General features: G+C 69.1%; 13 protein-coding genes. 6 read left to right on the top strand and 7 right to left on the bottom strand.

The genetic code is table 11. The annotated features are described in order from the left end of the window. Window positions 1-438: 438 nt before the first annotated feature. Both IE260_RS42925 and IE260_RS39425 read left to right on the top strand, forming a co-directional pair. Complete coding sequence (locus IE260_RS42925) at window positions 439-717, top strand: hypothetical protein (RefSeq protein ID WP_308434744.1); 279 nt, start codon at window positions 439-441, stop codon at window positions 715-717. A gap of 523 nt (window positions 718-1,240) precedes the next feature. Beyond that, complete coding sequence (locus IE260_RS39425; RefSeq protein WP_229881775.1) at window positions 1,241-1,477, top strand: hypothetical protein; 237 nt, start codon at window positions 1,241-1,243, stop codon at window positions 1,475-1,477. Between the two features lie 121 nt (window positions 1,478-1,598). On the opposite strand, the gene IE260_RS39420 is transcribed toward IE260_RS39425, so the two are convergent. From IE260_RS39420 to IE260_RS39405, 4 genes are all read right to left on the bottom strand, one after another. Next, window positions 1,599-2,510 (bottom strand): replication-relaxation family protein, encoded by a 912-nt coding sequence (locus IE260_RS39420; RefSeq protein ID WP_189880752.1) that lies wholly within the window; start codon window positions 2,508-2,510, stop codon window positions 1,599-1,601. A gap of 418 nt (window positions 2,511-2,928) precedes the next feature. Then, on the bottom strand, window positions 2,929-3,627 hold the full coding sequence (locus IE260_RS39415; protein ID WP_189880751.1) for a hypothetical protein: 699 nt from the start codon (window positions 3,625-3,627) through the stop codon (window positions 2,929-2,931). A 205-nt stretch (window positions 3,628-3,832) separates the two neighbouring features. Beyond that, window positions 3,833-3,994, bottom strand: a complete 162-nt coding sequence (locus tag IE260_RS39410) for a hypothetical protein (RefSeq protein WP_189880750.1) — start codon at window positions 3,992-3,994, stop codon at window positions 3,833-3,835. 135 nt (window positions 3,995-4,129) lie between these two features. Then, window positions 4,130-4,468 carry a hypothetical protein gene (locus tag IE260_RS39405; protein ID WP_229881771.1) on the bottom strand — a complete coding sequence of 113 codons (339 nt, stop codon included), beginning with the start codon at window positions 4,466-4,468 and terminating at the stop codon, window positions 4,130-4,132. Window positions 4,469-4,953: 485 nt separating this feature from the next. On the opposite strand from IE260_RS39405, the gene IE260_RS39400 reads away from it, so the two are divergent. The 4 genes from IE260_RS39400 to IE260_RS39385 all read left to right on the top strand — a co-directional run bounded on the left by IE260_RS39400 (window position 4,954) and on the right by IE260_RS39385 (window position 11,966). Then, window positions 4,954-5,457 (top strand): DUF1877 domain-containing protein, encoded by a 504-nt coding sequence (locus IE260_RS39400; protein ID WP_189880748.1) that lies wholly within the window; start codon window positions 4,954-4,956, stop codon window positions 5,455-5,457. Between the two features lie 793 nt (window positions 5,458-6,250). Next, on the top strand, window positions 6,251-9,514 hold the full coding sequence (locus IE260_RS39395; RefSeq protein ID WP_189880747.1) for a CHAT domain-containing protein: 3,264 nt from the start codon (window positions 6,251-6,253) through the stop codon (window positions 9,512-9,514). 63 nt (window positions 9,515-9,577) lie between these two features. Continuing rightward, the gene (locus IE260_RS39390; protein WP_189880746.1) at window positions 9,578-10,216 is read left to right on the top strand and encodes a hypothetical protein; all 639 of its coding nucleotides are present in this window, start codon (window positions 9,578-9,580) and stop codon (window positions 10,214-10,216) included. Between the two features lie 985 nt (window positions 10,217-11,201). Next, entirely contained in the window at window positions 11,202-11,966 is a 765-nt protein-coding gene (locus IE260_RS39385; protein ID WP_189880745.1) for a hypothetical protein, read from the top strand. A 358-nt stretch (window positions 11,967-12,324) separates the two neighbouring features. Here IE260_RS39385 and IE260_RS39380 read toward each other — a convergent pair whose 3' ends face one another. The 3 genes from IE260_RS39380 to IE260_RS39370 all read right to left on the bottom strand — a co-directional run bounded on the left by IE260_RS39380 (window position 12,325) and on the right by IE260_RS39370 (window position 14,776). Next, on the bottom strand, window positions 12,325-13,386 hold the full coding sequence (locus IE260_RS39380; protein WP_189880744.1) for a hypothetical protein: 1,062 nt from the start codon (window positions 13,384-13,386) through the stop codon (window positions 12,325-12,327). Window positions 13,387-13,739: 353 nt separating this feature from the next. Beyond that, window positions 13,740-14,165, bottom strand: coding sequence for a DNA-processing protein DprA (locus tag IE260_RS39375; RefSeq protein ID WP_189880743.1), 426 nt, complete (start codon window positions 14,163-14,165; stop codon window positions 13,740-13,742). Window positions 14,166-14,251: 86 nt separating this feature from the next. After that, on the bottom strand, window positions 14,252-14,776 hold the full coding sequence (locus tag IE260_RS39370) for a single-stranded DNA-binding protein (protein ID WP_189880742.1): 525 nt from the start codon (window positions 14,774-14,776) through the stop codon (window positions 14,252-14,254). Window positions 14,777-14,779 lie beyond the last annotated feature (3 nt).

Raw genomic sequence — 14,779 nt, 5'->3', positions numbered from 1 at the left:
ACAGGACGGCGAGGCCCGGGCGGCCCCCGAACATGCGCCCTGGGAGGGGGCCGCCAGCCCGGGCCCGCGTCAGGCGCTGACGCGCATGCGGGGCTGCTGGATCCTAGGCTGGATGCTGCTCGGGGCTGTCTGCGGAGAGGGGCCTGTTTCCTGCTGCGGGAGCGCGACCGCAACCCCGACGGCACGCTCGGGCAGGCCCTGTACGTCATCACCGACCTGCCCCTGCAAAACCCCAGCTCACAACCAGAGTCGGGTTATCCAGGATTAGCTGAGCCAGTGTTGGCTGATCCAGGCACTAAGAACACCATCGTTAAGAAGACCAACAAGCAGAAGACCAACCCCCTCCGTCCGTGCGACCGCGGCGACGCCACGCGCACGAACGCACGGACGGCCCCCTCGCACGCAACAACGCCGAAGCCGCCGCCTCCGGCAGACGAGATGCACGCGGGTATCCGGCTGCTGCTGGAGATCGGGGCGAGCCGGCCCGAACTGCTGCTGACCGGGCCGGCGCTCACCGATCAGGGCCGCGTGGCGACCGTGATGTTGGAGGCCGGCTGGAGTCCCGAGCAGCTGCGCCACGTCATCACCGGCCGACCGCTGCCGAACCCGGTGCGCACCTCGGTCGGCGCGATCATCGCCGCCCGTCTCCGCGCGGCCCAGGCCTACCCGCCGCCCGCCACTGCCGCCACCCGCCATGACGCGGCCCCGCTGGACTAACCGATCGCTGAGGCGACCAGTGAGCGGTCATCGACGGCGGCTGCCGCCCGCACCGTGACCCAGGCCCTCACCCACCGGGCCCTCGTCGAGTGCGCCGGCTGCGGCGTGCCCGCCACCGCCCCCGGCCAATCTTTGCAGATCGGAGTCCTCACCCCATCGGCCACTGCCACGCAGCGCCTGGCCCTGCGCTGGCTGACCAGGCGCCCCACCCGCCGTATCGGCCTGGCCCCCGGCATCCCCGGCTCGCTGCGCTGCACTGCCGTCGCGGTCGCGCTCGTCAGCCTGGTCGCCGGCCTGTTCGCCATGGCCGATAGCGTCCCCGCCGACGTCGTCCTGCCAACTATCGTGCTCGCGCCGCTGCTCGCCGAACACCTACCGAAGGCGGCACGGCGGCTGGAGCCCGCCGGGCGAGATCATCCCGCTGGCCACCCTCACCCACGAACTGAACGGCGGCGCCGACTGGCCGACGGTCGGCGACTGGGAGCGTGTCACCGAAGACCTGGTGCACCCCATACATACACAGATGTGCGACGCCCTCAGCCTCGGACTCCCCGAAGTCGCCCGGGCCCTGATCTGCACCGGCCCCGGGAGCCAGGTGCGCGCCCTCGACGCTGCAGCGAGGGCGTTCACCGTCTATGGACCGGACGACCGCACCAAGGTCCTGACCGAGATCGGCATGTTCCTCACCGGCCTCGCAGCCGAGCAACCCTTCTGGCCGGGCGACGGACTCCTACCGCCGCTGTGCCAGAGCGTCGCCTGACAGCAACGCGGGAACAGAACCCTCGTCAAGCGGCCACGACGGTTCAGACAAACGCCTGCTGCTCCAGGACCAGCGTCCTGGGGCGGCAGGCTGATCAACACTAAACGCTCGCGCCAGCGTCTCACAGGTCCGTCCATGGGCGAGGCTTGCCGCCGGCCAGAGGCGTCCACACGTCTTGGGCGGGACCGCGCTGCTCCAGGTCTTCCAGTACGGCGGCTCCCAGCCGGACTTCGCGTGCGAGGCCCGCTACCAGCGGGTGCTGGGCGACCATTGCCTGCAGATCGCTGATCCGATTCTCCAGCCTGGTCCGGGAGGCACCGGTGAGTACGAAGAGGACGCGGGGAAAGACCGGATACCAGCGCAGCCACGCAGGACCTACGGGCGCCTGCCTCCGCCGGCCGACGGGCTGGGCCTCGTAGTGGAACAGTCGGGCGTATTCGATCAGTTTCACGGCCAGTCGTTCGCTGCTCATGGTGGTGCGGTCGACCTCGATGAAGGCGCGCAGCTTTTGCCGGTGGTCGGGGCTGGTGACGGTGTAGTACATGACCGCGTCGGCCGTGACCCGTTCTCCTTCGCCGATGGAGTGGGACACCTCTGGGGTCCAGTCCCACGGGCCGTGTTCGTGTCCGAGGCGACGGGCGTCGGCGGCGAAGGCCAGGTGAGCGCGTACGACGGCGAGCGTGTGGCTGGTCTTCAGCGATGCGGCGGTGGCCGAGGTGATGGGGTAGGGAGGCCGGCCCCGCAGGACGGGCAGGTCGCGGGTCAGGCGGGCTCCTTCCGGTGTCAGATACCAGGTGTTGGTACGTGAGCGGTTCGCGTCCGGCAGCACCGTGGAGTCGACGAAGCCGTCGGAGCGCAGCTTGTTCAGGACCCTGGACATCAGCTGGCGTGTGCCCTCAGGACGCAGCATGCGGCGCAGCTGGCTGGTGGTGGCGATGCGGTGCTGGGCCAGGGCGGCCAGCACCTGCAGGCGCAGGGGTTCGGCCGGGCTGGGGGAGCTGGTGGTTGCAGTTGTCTGTGCGGGGCTGGTCATGCCGATCCTTTCGACGCGCGTGAGCCTGCGGGCGGCTCTGCCGCCGATCAGCAGACCCTTCTCCCCCGACCAGACCCCCGACCACGGGACCCCGACCATGGTCACGAACGCGTAACGGCCTGGGCGTGGTGCGGTGGTCGGCATGTTCAGCCCCGACCACGGGACGGCACGCCCGGGCGGGAAGGCAGACGGCTCCCGCGCACCGGGCCCGGGCAAGGCGGCAGACGTCCTGCACGAGGGCAGGTTTCGACAAGGTGGGCGATGGCCGGTCCGCAGCAGCCGTAGCTGCTGCGGGACGCGGTGGCGAACCGCGTCATGCCGGCCATCGTGCGGCACCCGGCCCGCAAGGGACCAACAATCCCGAAACCGGATGCCGCGTCTGTGGGGCGGTGGGCGGATGAGCACTCACCGCCGGTTGTTACCTTCCGGAGCTGCGCTGGGCGGCCTGCTCGAGGATCCGCCGGCGCGTCCACCGTCGGCGCCCGCCCTTCTCCGTGAGCGCGTCGGGGGTTTCTAGCAGGGGCAGGTTGCCCTGGGAGAGGCTGCTGGAGAAGGAGTTGACACTCTTGAACCCCAGCAGTGCGGCTGCCTGCGTGGCACCCAGGAGTTCGTCCGGGTCGCCGTCGACGGGGACGTCGGGCAGTGGCGGCGCCGTGCGTTTTGCGCCAGCGCGTTTGCCGCGGCCGGGCCGGGTGGCCATCCAGTCCAGCAGGGTCTGCACGCGCCACAGCTGCCGGCGGTAAGGGTTTTCGGCAGTGCCCAGCTCTTCGACGACGTCCGGGTCGGGGAAGTACCCGGGGTGATCGCGGACGAAGGTGGTGACCTGGTTGGGGTTCTTGTAGCCCAGGAACCTCGAGGCCTCGGCGGCGTTCAGCAGGTCCTGAGGATCACGGGCGGGCGGTGTGTGCACGCGCAGGCGTGCCGGCGGGCGGTTCGCGAACCACTCGGTGACCTTCGCGTGGTCCCACAGACGAGCGCGGCCGCGCATGCCGGCGATTTCGGGGAAGCCGTTCTCGGCGCGGTCGTTGTAGAGGCCGCTGATCCGCGCGGGTGTCAGACCCTGTTCAGCCGCGATCTCGGCAGCGTCGGCCAGGCGAGGCTCACGGCGCGAGGTCATGGCAGAACCGTCCGTCCTGTCGGAAGGCGAGCCAGCCTGCCCGACCCGCAACCCGCATAATGGCAGGAGTTGAGGGTTGGGGTCCAGCTCGCCGCCCAGATATTCCCGGACTGCCCATGGACAGACGTGGGCCCGGTGGTGAGACGCACGGCGGAAGCGGAATCTCGGTCCCTGCACCGAGTGGGACCGCGGGTTCGATCGTTCGCTACCACTGACCGAGGAGGCCCAGCCCGATGATCGCCAGGGCTCCGCCAGCGATCATCTGGCCGATGCCCCCACGCATTCGGGCTTCGATCAGTAGGACCACACCCAGTCCGGTGACTGTGCCCGCGATGACGGTATTGGAGTCAAGCCAGGCCGCCAGCATGTTGTCTCCGGGTCGTGAAGTTCTCGAGGTTGCCATGCAAGGAGAGAACTGGCGATCGATGGTTCCGTGAAGCTGTACAGCCGCGCCGGGTGGAAGATGGCCGGCCTCTCCATGCCAGCGCACGCGAGTTGAGGCTCATTCCTCGGGGATCAGGCACACACCGCGGCGGGCCGCATCCTCAGCCATCTCCGTGTAGGCCAGGCCTGCCGGGGTCATCTCCCAGTCGGCCAGGGCGAGCAGCAGGAGGAGCTCGTCGCGGTCCTGAGAGGCATCGCAGGGCATACCGGCCGCGGTCGCGGCCGCCGCCAGGTCCTGCGTGGGCAGCCCGGTGAAGCGGGCCGCCACCGTTCGGCGCCAGTCTTCGAGGCCCTGTTGATACAGATCGCTCGCTTCGCGCAGGAGTCGCAACAGGTCCTCGTCGTGGCAGGCCGGCGCGGCCGCGGCGAGGTCGAGGAGGCGCTGGGTGGTCGTCATCATCAGAAGTATGCCTTTCGAAGAGATCAGAGGCTTGTGGAAATCTCAGAGCGGAGCGGCGCAGCCGTCGCACGGGGGTATGTCGTGTCCGCCGGGCCAGGTCGGGCTTCTTGGCGGGTTCCTCCTTCAACGCTGCGCGGACCTGCTCCTCGAGGGCAGTGGACTCCGGGCTGTCGTCGGAGCAGACGACGCCGGGGTAGGGCGCTCCGCAGGCCGCGACGTGACGGTCAGATCGGTGATGCGCCAGTTGGCGCGGAAGCTGTCGCCTCGCACCTGTTCGACCTCGGCGTACAGGTCGGCCAGTCGCGGCCGCCGGCCGACGGAGAGCAGGACGTCGTGACGGGATGCGAAGACGCACAGCGAGCACGAGCAGCTTTTCCGAACTACGAGTGGGTGCAGTCGTAGACGTACTGGTCCACCCGCTGCACTGCGCGTGGGGCAAAAATCGCTGCTCTATTCGATCATTGCGGTTGATACTCCGATACATGGCCTTGACCCAGCAACTCGCACGCGTGTCCCCTCAGTACCTCGACTGGCGTCGTGAAGCAGCTGCGTCTGCGCCAGACGGAGATCCTCGCTGGGATCCGCCTGAAGAAGACACCTTGGATCTTGGCTGGTCGGTCTGGGAACTGCTCGCCTTCTACCGGTGGATGCAGCCCGATTCACGGCATATCGGCATTCTTGAGCGGAGCATCAGAGGGGATCTCAACGACCCGGTCGCCTTCCTCGACCATCCTGAGGTCTACAACGGCTTCGATGGCCCTCCCGCTCTGCTGGCCCCTGCGGCAGTAACCGAGGTTGCTCGCGCGCTCGCAGCCATGAAGATCGACTCCTTGCTCGAGACGCTCCCGGCCTACCGGGAAGCTGGCGGGTTCTCGGCGTTCGCTGGAGACCCAGGTGCGTATCTTGCTGAGCACTTCGCCCTGCTGCAGAGCTTCTATGGCATCGCTAGTCTGCAGGGCATGGCAGTCGTCGGCTGGGTTGACTGAACATCGCTGGAAGCGTTGCGGACAAACGATCACAAAGGTCATCGTGCGTCACCAGGGCGGACTGGCATACCCAAGGTGACAGGGGCGCGGTTGCGGGTTCGTGTGAGCCGGTCCCGAGCCTCGACGTACTGGTGGCCCTGCTCTTGGCGGCGGATCTTCTGCGCGGCCCGGTCGAAAACACGCAGGTTCGCAGAATTCTGCAGGTGCGCGAACGGGAACTCGCTCGTAGATTTCGCTCCTACCGCGAACCAGACGCGGGTTCCCGCGTGATCAGAGGTCACCCCCAATCACCCATACACCGGGCAAAAGGCCACGTATCTACTGCTCGCCCCGGTGGGCCCGATCGCACCGGGCACGGCCTGAACCGGCACCCGGCCTGAACCGGCACCCGGCCTACCGGATGGACATGACGGCGGCTGAGCAGTCGGCAGGTCGTCTTCGAATTCACGGTGTAGAACGTGACCCGAGAGGCACGATCCGGGTCGGCAGGTCCAGGCGGACGGGTGCCCACCCTGCCCGTCGAACATCCCTCGAGGGATCTCAGTCCGGTGCGCCGCGCAGCTCTGCACGCTGGCTTGCACCCACTGGTGCCGCCCGCCGACCGTAGGCAGTTGGTGGCGGACCGCGGCCGATCCGCAGGGGTTTCGGCCGACGAGATCAATATGACGGATTCGCGTGTGGCACGCTGCCACCGCAGGCACAATGGCGGCGCGTCGTCCGCGGGCTCAGGGGGGTCCGTCCTGTTGGTCGAAACGGTTCGCGGGGAGCGGACAGGGCGTAAACGAGGGGCGGGGTGGACAACAACCGGGTGCGGCGGTGGCTCGACCAGCAGCGGTATTCCCAGGTACTTGAGGCAGTAGGACATGTCGCCGACTCGGGCGGCGGAGACGCCTCGGAGGAGGAGGCGTGGGTGCTGCTGCTGCGCTGTCGGCGCGAACAGGGGCTCGTGCGTGAGGCGGAGGACTTGGTGGCGTCTGCTCGTGGGCGATTCCCCGAAGACGGAGTCGCCGACCTGTGGTGCCGCCTCGTGATCTTGCAGCGGAACATGCCGGGCATCTCCCCGGCTGAGTTCAGTGCGTGCCTTCAGCGCTTCGAGCGGCGTGCCACAGACCCGAGTGCCGCCGCCCCGGTGCGTGCCCTCGCCACCGACCTGCGTTGGCAGGCCCTCGCATTGCGCTACTCGCGCTCCGAACGCAGACCGCAGGACCGGGAGCGGATCGGCCGCGCGTGGGCGGAAGCCGCCGCGCAGTACCGCCGCGTAGGGCTACCCGGTGACGCGGACCGGGCCCATAGGGCGATCGCGAAATTCCTGTGGCAGGGACCGTGCTTCGCCCCGTCCACAGCCCGCCGCCTGCTGCGGACTGCCCACTACGAGGCGACGCGGCGAAATGACACCCTCGCCGCCGCCGAAGCGGAGTTCGCCCTGGCCGAACTGGAACTCCGACTTTGGTTCGCCGACCCATCCTGGGCAGAGGAGGATCTCCGCCCTCCTGCCACCGCGCTGCGCCATGCGGCCAATCGGATCGAAGCGGTCGGAGGCTGCCTGGGCAGGGCACGCGCCCACTGGGTCTTGGGCGAGCTCTACTTGGAACACGGGCTGTCGGCAGGCGTGGAATTGGCAAGGTCCGCTGCGGAAGGCTTCCGGGGTGCGGAAGTGCCAGGGCGGGAGCTGCCGATCTGGATGTACCTGGTGACGTGGTACGCGCACCGTGGTGACGCCGCCGCCCGGGCACGGGCGCAGCACGAGGTCATGGCCTTGACGGAGCGCACGGGACATCGCCTCGCCGACAGTGCCGGGGTGATCGGCGAGGCGGACACCGCCGCGCGTGACGGCGACCGGGGGAGGGCCGAGGTCATCTTCAGCCGGAGGGACGCGCGGTCCGACCGTGAGTTCCCGCAGCAGGTTATGGTGCGTGCCTGCACGTGGGCGGAGGTGGGGCTCACGGAGGACGCGGTGGAGCTGTTGCGAGCCCTGGCCGCGGAGCTGGAGGAGCGGCCGGCGCCTGGTGGCCTACTGGTGGAGGTGCTGCTGGTCCTGGCCCACCTGGTCGTTGCGAGGGACGCTTCCGAGGCCCGTGCCTTGCTGGAACGCGGCGCCGCGGTGGCGCACGACCTCGATCTCGCCGACGAGGAGGCCCGGTGCCTGGCTCTGGAGGCCTGGGTGGCCGTCCTGGGGGCCGCCGCGCACGGCGGCGCCCCGCTGCTTTCCCCGGACGAGATCACGGACCGCTTCGACCAGGCAATCGCTCTCCTGCAAACACTGACCACTCTTGAGGCGCGCAGCGACCTGGTGTCGGTCTACCAGCAACGCGGGCAAGGCGCCTACTTCTCCGGCGACCTGGAGGGATGTGTCAGGTGGCTGTCCCGCGCCGAGGAGGTGGCTCGGAGGTGGGAGTTGGGTCCTCAGCTCGCCTTCACCCTCTCTTATGAAGCCATGGTGATGATGTCCTTGGCGCGTCGTGACGGCGCGCTGCACCTGTATGAGGAGGCGGACGTCCTGCTGCAGGAGGCTCACGCGCTGTTGGTGTCCGGCTTACGAGGGGAGAGCTGGCGGACGCTGTACCTGCGCGGAGCCTGCGCGGTGGAGGCCGGTGATCGGCTTCCGGAGCCGCAACGCTCCCGCCGCTGGTCCCATGCCGACTCGATGCTCACCGCGGCAGCGACCGAGATCGACCGGCTCCGCGCCGCCTCTACCACCGAGGACACGCCCGCGCTGCGGGCGCAGACGATGATGATCGCGTTCGGACAGGACAAGGGTGAGATCTACCGCCTCGGCTTCGAGCTGCACTGGAACCGCATGGCTGACTCGATCGAGGCCCTGCGCTGGCTGGAACGTGCCAGGGCACGAGCCTTGTTGGACGGACTCAGGGCCATCACGGAGGCCACACCGGTCCAATCTGCGCCGGCCCGGGCGGAGCCACCACCGTCCGATGGCGCCGGGAAGATCGGGGACCCGGGCCGCGGCCGTGATGGCTTGGCTGGCTACATGCGTCTCACGACTGCGGACCCGCCCTCTTACCCGGAGCTGCGCAGCGCGCTGGAGAAGGAGGAGCAGCACACCACCAGACGACGCGTGGTTCTGGCGGAATACCGGTGCACGCCTGGAGAGACCCTGCTGTTCGGCCTTCGCGGCGATTGGGAGGCACCCCGTGTGGCGGCGGTTTTCCTCGACCACGAGCGCCTGGACCGATTCGCCGCCCTGCACTTCCGCCGCCCCGGCGGAACCCGCCTGATGATGCAGGACCTGGCCGACGGGGGGATGCGCGACTGGCACTCCTTCGCGTCGCTCGTTGCCCCGCTTGCGGAGTGGACCTCGCCTGGTGACGTGGTCCACCTGGTCCCGCACGGGATCCTGCAGGATCTGCCGCTGCACACGCTGCCGGTCGACGGTGAACCCCTGCTGCTGCGCAACCCGGTCTCCTACAGTCCGAGCGCCGCCGTGCTCCTGGAGATCGTCAACCGGCCGGTACGAGGCATGCCGGCACGGTCGGGAGCGTGCGGAGTCTTCGGAGACCCCCAGGGCAATCTCCCTCGGTCGGCTGATGAGGCGCGCACTGTCGCCGAGCTGCGGTCGGTGGCGCCGCGCATCGGCGCGGAGGTGACGCGTGCGTCCGTGCTGGAAGCGCTGGGCTCCTGCGCTGTCGTGCACGTGGCCGGGCACGGGCACCTGACGATCGGCAGCGGATTCGAACGTGGAATGGAGCTGGCCGATGGCACCTTGGCGGCCTTGGACCTCCTCACCCAGCGCGTTCGAGCTGGCGTTGTAGTACTGAGCGGGTGCGAAACCGGAGTAAACGAGCGGCGAGCGGGCGAGGAACCGGTAGGTCTGCCCCGCGCACTGCTGCTGGGGGGAGCCACGTCGGTCGTCGTGAGCCAGTGGAAGGTGGCCGACGCCTCCGCCGCCGCTTTGCTCTCCGCCTTCCACCGCCACCTGGCCGACGGCTTCGGCTGTGCGGAGGCTCTGCACCATGCCGCCCGGACGGTGGCCGGTCCGGTGACGCGCCGCCGCCATCTTTACGACTGGGGGGCGTTCGTCAATGTGGGCGACTGGAGATAGAGCGGAGAGCACGTGAGGAAAGAACAGGGATGGGCGGAGGACGAGCCGGTCCCCGACTTCGCCATGGAGATCGACGAGGCGGGGTTGGAGGAACGTGCGGAGCATGTGTCTCTCGATCACTCCACCCGACTACTGGCCAGGGACAACAGGTTCGGCCTACGAGCCGACCCCGCTTCCTGGCAGGCCGTCGACGCTCCAGCGAGCACCGTGGTGGATGTCCGTCTGCGGTGTGTCGCGCACCGTCATCCGGAGTGCCGGCTTCGCTGGGTCAGTCTGTCGGTCGATGTGTCGGGAAGCGAGGGGACCGTACTTGACCTCAGCCCGCGGGACGAGGTGTCCACGCATCCGGTGCGGGTGGTGACCCGCTACGGTGGCGGCCTGTCACTGGACATCCTCACCATTCCCCTGGGACCGGAGATGACCCTGGAGCGATCCAGCGAGCAGGACGTGTTCTTTCCTCAGGTAACCACTTCTGGACCGGGATTCGGGTCGGCCCGGTGGGACTTCACACAGGTAGGGGAGGCCCCACTGCACGTCGACCGTGAACTGCGCCTGCTGGTCGGCCTGCCCGCTGGCGCCTCCGAGGCCCGGCTCCACGCTGTCCTGCGCGCGGGCGTCTCGGTGAACGGAGCACTTGGTGTCATCCCCGTCGTCGGACGCCGCAGGGTGCGCTTGTACGCCGCGGGCGTCCTGCAACGCTGACGGGTATTCTGCGACGCCCGGCGCGGCGCAGCGGCACGTGCTGACTGTGGCGCAGACAGCGGGCTGTTGGGCGGCGGATACTGGATGGCGGTATCGCCACTGTGAGCCCGGTGGGCGCTGCCAGTCCACTCTGTGCCGCCCACGTCGGCAGGCAGAGCGACAACACGAGCCGACTGTCCGCAGAAGCGGTGGGCGCCGCGGTGACGTATGTTGCGGGCCCCGACCGCGGTCAGGGCCTCGCGTAGCCAGAGGGCCGGGTCACCGCCCGGAGATGGCTGTGGAGCTCTGAGCGCGACGAGCTGGGCGACGGCGTACTCGTGTCCCTGCTCCTGGCGACGGATCTTCTGCGCCGCCCGGGCGTGGAAGACGGTGCCGTCCGGCAGGAGCTTCACCGTTCGGGCGGTCGCCCGGCCGGTATACACGGCGTTCGTCGCGGCGAGATCGTCCCAACGTGCCCGGGCATCACCAGCACCCCGGAGCTGGTCCGGCGTGGGACGGGATCGGCGAACGAGACGACTCCGCGCACTCCATCGGCGAGCAGAGCCTCAAAACAGCGGGCGAGGAACCACGACTCCGCATTACGGGGCACGCATCCAGCAGCACGAAGCGTGACACTCCACCGCCTGCGTGTAGGGGCGAAGATGCGGCAGAGGCCTGGTGAGGACGGCCGTGCTGACCGGCACCCCGAACACGGCCACACCGCACAGCTGCCGCCGGCCGCCTGAGACGTCGTACAGGCCGTACTGCACCTTCACCGCCGGATTTATCTGCATCTGTCAAGTGCAACTGCTGGTCACAGGCCCATAGCTTGTGCAGGCACATCAGGCACGTTCCTCGCCGCCGGACGCGGGAGGATCGGCACGATAGGGGCTACGGACGAGGCACTCGAGCGGAGCGAGGACGAGGTGAACGACCTCCTCAGCGACGACTGATGGCGATCCCTGAAAGCGGCCGCGCTGTCGGTGCGGCCCCCTACTGTTCCGTCATGTCCAACTATCAACGGCCGCAGCCGAATCGAAAGTTCATGCTGGTCGAGTTCCCCGCTGGCACCCACCTCGACCGTTCCCGTGCCTCCTCCGGCGGTATGCGGGGTACCGCCCGCGATGACCGGGACAACTCGCTCGTTGCCCAGGCCGAACTCTTCGACGCCGACGACCGGTACGACGAGGGCTACAGGGACGGCCTAAGGAATCTCCTCGTCAACTGCGCTACCGACATTGCGATGGAAGTCGCTCGAACCGTGACGGTCGCCGCCGTGGAGGTCGCCACCCCGTACCTCAAGGACGGGGCGCGCCGCTTCAAGGAGAAGCTGCGACGCAGGCCCAAGGACACCCCGGCCGCCGAGGTGGTGCCGGAGGCTGCCCCTGAGCGGCCGACTGCGTCTGGTCTCCGGCCGGTGACCGCTGCCCTTAACGGCCGCGACCAAGTGGACCTCGTCCTGCGTGCCGACCAGGGTGACACCAACGTGCAGGCTGCTCTGGAGCGGATCAACACGCGGGCGGCCGAGACATATGGCATCGCCGCGCACTACTCCGCTGGCCTGCCCGCGGTAGACGTTGTCGGCGAGGCCATGGGCCAGGCCCTGGCAGCAGCCGCGCCCGGCTACATCGCCGCCGCCCTCGAGCGCCTCGCCTTCGACGACGAGCTCGGCCTGACCCCCGCGCAGCAGATGCGCCTGCGGGATCGCGCCGCGGAGCTCGACCCCGGCGTGGTCGAAGATCTCACCGGCGCCAACGCCCCGCTCGCGTAGCCCGGACGCTCCGGGGGCGAGAGTGGCCGCTGCGCATACGGCCCCCCGATCGTGCGCCTCCCGGCCGGGGGCCGTCTCCGTCCTGTGAGCTATTGGTCACTTCGCGGCAGCTTCGGGAGGACAGGGCACAGACGGGTGACCTGGTGGAACACCAGAGCGCTGGGGCCGCACCTCAGTCGGACCGTCACTAGGGCCGGCATGGCCGGTCCAGGGTGGGCGCAGCGCTCGCGTCAGCGACGCCGGAGGGGCCCTTGACGGGGCAAGCCGGGCCACTCAACGGGCGGGCGGCCCCACGGCCCTCGCTCGCTGAAGCTGTCTGTGGCGGATTCTTCGTGACGGTCGTGTCCTGCCCTGGCTGTCAGGGGCCGCTCCTCGGGGTGGGCACGGCCGGTGATGGTGGCATGCAGGTGCCGCATTCGCTCCGGCTGCCGATGGCGGGAAAGGGGCGGGCACAGCGCGTGCAGAGGGCGGTGGCAGCGGTGAACTGGCAGTGAAAGCAGGCGAACCGAGGCTGGTCGCGGGCTGACTCAAAGAAGACCGGCCCGATGAAAGCGCGCTCTGCCCCGCAGTCGGGGCAGTCGTTTTGGTACGTCCAGTCTTCGCCCTGTATCTCTTCCCGAGCGCGTTGGTACCAGGACGCCGCGAATGCGGCGGGATCGTGCACCTGATGGCAGAACGCGCATCGGCTGCCGTGAAGAACAATGGCAGCCCACTGGTCGCAGTCTGGGCACTGGACGATGTGATCAGCGACTTCGGCGATTTCGCCCTTGAGGTCGTTCATCCGGGTGGTGACGAACTTCCCCATACGCCCCAGGCCCCTCCGGACCATGCTGAGCTCCATGTCCATCCGCTCCCACTCCTCCCGGTCGATGTGCCGGGACAGATCCAGGTGGACGAAGTCCAAGAGGAAATGCAGCACCTCAGCGGCGCGGCCTTCGATCGCCAGGGCGTTGTGGGTTAGCCCGTAGTGCTGGAGCTTGTTGCGGTCCTGGGTCAGGTTCTTGATGGCCCTGAGGTGCTTGGGCTCGAAACGGACATCGGCGAGCCGTTGCAGGCGGTCGATGGTCTCCTCGACGGTGCAGCTGACAAAGTCGCCGCTGGTGAACTTCTCGCGGGTGGCGTTGAGCGGCTCAGTGAAGATCAGGCTCCAGTGCTCGGCCTGAAGCCGGGCCTTGAGCAGCACCTCGGTGGCCGCCTGGAGGTGCAGCACGGCGTACTTCAGGTCGCGAGCTGAGGGCTGCGTTGCATCGAGAAGCTCGATCACGCTGGTCAGGTAGTCGATGCCGTTGCGTACGGGTGGGAAGTCGACCTGCGGGGGCCCCGGGCGCTGGGTGCGGTCGGTGGCCTCCGTCGCGGCCGCGTCGACTCCCGGATCGTCGGGATGCGTAGTGTCGCTGGCCAGGTGCTCAGTGTCGGTCATCGGATGACCTCGATCCGCTCGCGCAGCGCGCCGCCGGACGGAGCCGCGCCCCAGCCGACGTCGTCCTTGCCGTGCACCCGCTCGTTGCCGCTCATCACGTCCCCCTTGATGGCTACCGGTTATTCCAGGGAGAATCGTCGCCCCTCGCAGGTCAGTCAAATGGTTGCATCAGCGGGGGATCTCAGATCAGGGCGAGCGCGGCTGCGGGGTCCGCGACCAGGACGGCGCGCTGCTCGGCGAGCAGGCGGGCGCTGCCGCTGGAGCGGAACGTCGCTGTCGGCGGGCGCGGTGAGCAGGGGCCGTTGGAGGACGAGGGCGGACTCGGCGGTGCGGGTCGCCTCGGCGTGGACGCCCTAGGCGAGCGTGGCGGTGACCGTGTGGCCGGCCTCGGCGACCGCCGCGGCGAAGGCTTGCGTGCGGGTGATGGCCTGCTCGGTGGCGTTCCGGTTGCCGGTCACGGCGACGGCGCGGGCGGTCAGCTGGGACAGTTGGGTGCCGCCGCGTACCACCAGGCCATGCGGGCAGTCCGGCCCGAGGTCCGCCAGGGCGGTGGGCCAGACCTCGTCCGAAGGGATGACGAACTGGCAGGTCAGGTACGTGTTGTCGAGTTCCTCGCGCGGCTTGTACTGGGCCAGGCGCCCGCTGTTGTCGCGGCGCACGTGCCGCTGCCAGACCTCGGCAGGGGAGCAGTCGGCAGGGTCGGCGGCGATTTGGTCCGGGGCGAAGTGGGCGGCCAGCGCGGCGCGGGCGGCACGTTCGGTCAGGGTGCTCTCGGGCATGGCGGCCTTTCGGGCGTGGCGCGGCACCGGCAGGCGAACCGGGACCGCGCCAGGGTGGGCGGTGAAGAGGAAGGAGGGGCAGAGCGTCAGCGGCCGGCGTGAAGGGGAGAGCCGTCGGCGCCGGAGGCGGCGGTGTTGGACCAGCCGGAAGACCTTTGCTTTTCCCACCAGGCGGGTGGATTGCCGGTCTGCTTGGTGGCCGGGCGGGGCGGGCTCGGTGCTGTGGGCTGAGGGGCCGGGGGAGGGGTGACGGGAGCGGCGGCGGCCGGGCTGGGCAGGCTGGCTTCGGTGTAGGCGATGCGCTGGCGCAGGCTGATGCCGAGGTCGTCGACGCTCAGGTAGATGGAGTTGTCCTTGATCTCGGTGATACGGCCCTTGACCAGGACGGTGACTCCGCTGGTGAGGGATTCGGCGGCGTTGCGGGCGAGGTCCCGCCAGGCGGTGCACACGTAGCGGATCGGGGCCCCGTCCCGCCACTTCTGTGTGGCGGCGTCCCACTGGCTGGGGGTCTCGGTGAGGCGGAAGCGGCAGACGGCGATGCCGGAATCGGTGAAGCGGCATTCGACGTCGCTGGTAACGGTGCCGGACACGTGCGTGATCGACGGGGCCATGCG

It is taken from the genome of Streptomyces viridiviolaceus (genome assembly GCF_014650995.1).
In the GTDB taxonomy this organism is placed as follows: Bacteria; Actinomycetota; Actinomycetes; order Streptomycetales; family Streptomycetaceae; genus Streptomyces; species Streptomyces viridiviolaceus.
This window is presented reverse-complemented; position numbering and strand designations above follow the sequence as displayed.

Bases quoted from the DNA above. Each gene is read 5' to 3' on its own strand.
- IE260_RS39370 (WP_189880742.1), bottom strand. From the start codon at position 14,776: ATGGCCCCGTCGATCACGCACGTGTCCGGCACCGTTACCAGCGACGTC.
- IE260_RS39390 (WP_189880746.1), top strand. From the start codon at position 9,578: ATGGAGATCGACGAGGCGGGGTTGGAGGAACGTGCGGAGCATGTGTCT.
- IE260_RS39405 (WP_229881771.1), bottom strand. From the start codon at position 4,468: ATGACGACCACCCAGCGCCTCCTCGACCTCGCCGCGGCCGCGCCGGCC.
- IE260_RS39385 (WP_189880745.1), top strand. From the start codon at position 11,202: ATGTCCAACTATCAACGGCCGCAGCCGAATCGAAAGTTCATGCTGGTC.
- IE260_RS42925 (WP_308434744.1), top strand. From the start codon at position 439: ATGCACGCGGGTATCCGGCTGCTGCTGGAGATCGGGGCGAGCCGGCCC.
- IE260_RS39415 (WP_189880751.1), bottom strand. From the start codon at position 3,627: ATGACCTCGCGCCGTGAGCCTCGCCTGGCCGACGCTGCCGAGATCGCG.
- IE260_RS39400 (WP_189880748.1), top strand. From the start codon at position 4,954: ATGGCCTTGACCCAGCAACTCGCACGCGTGTCCCCTCAGTACCTCGAC.
- IE260_RS39375 (WP_189880743.1), bottom strand. From the start codon at position 14,165: ATGCCCGAGAGCACCCTGACCGAACGTGCCGCCCGCGCCGCGCTGGCC.
- IE260_RS39420 (WP_189880752.1), bottom strand. From the start codon at position 2,510: ATGACCAGCCCCGCACAGACAACTGCAACCACCAGCTCCCCCAGCCCG.
- IE260_RS39425 (WP_229881775.1), top strand. From the start codon at position 1,241: ATGTGCGACGCCCTCAGCCTCGGACTCCCCGAAGTCGCCCGGGCCCTG.
- IE260_RS39380 (WP_189880744.1), bottom strand. From the start codon at position 13,386: ATGACCGACACTGAGCACCTGGCCAGCGACACTACGCATCCCGACGAT.
- IE260_RS39410 (WP_189880750.1), bottom strand. From the start codon at position 3,994: ATGCTGGCGGCCTGGCTTGACTCCAATACCGTCATCGCGGGCACAGTC.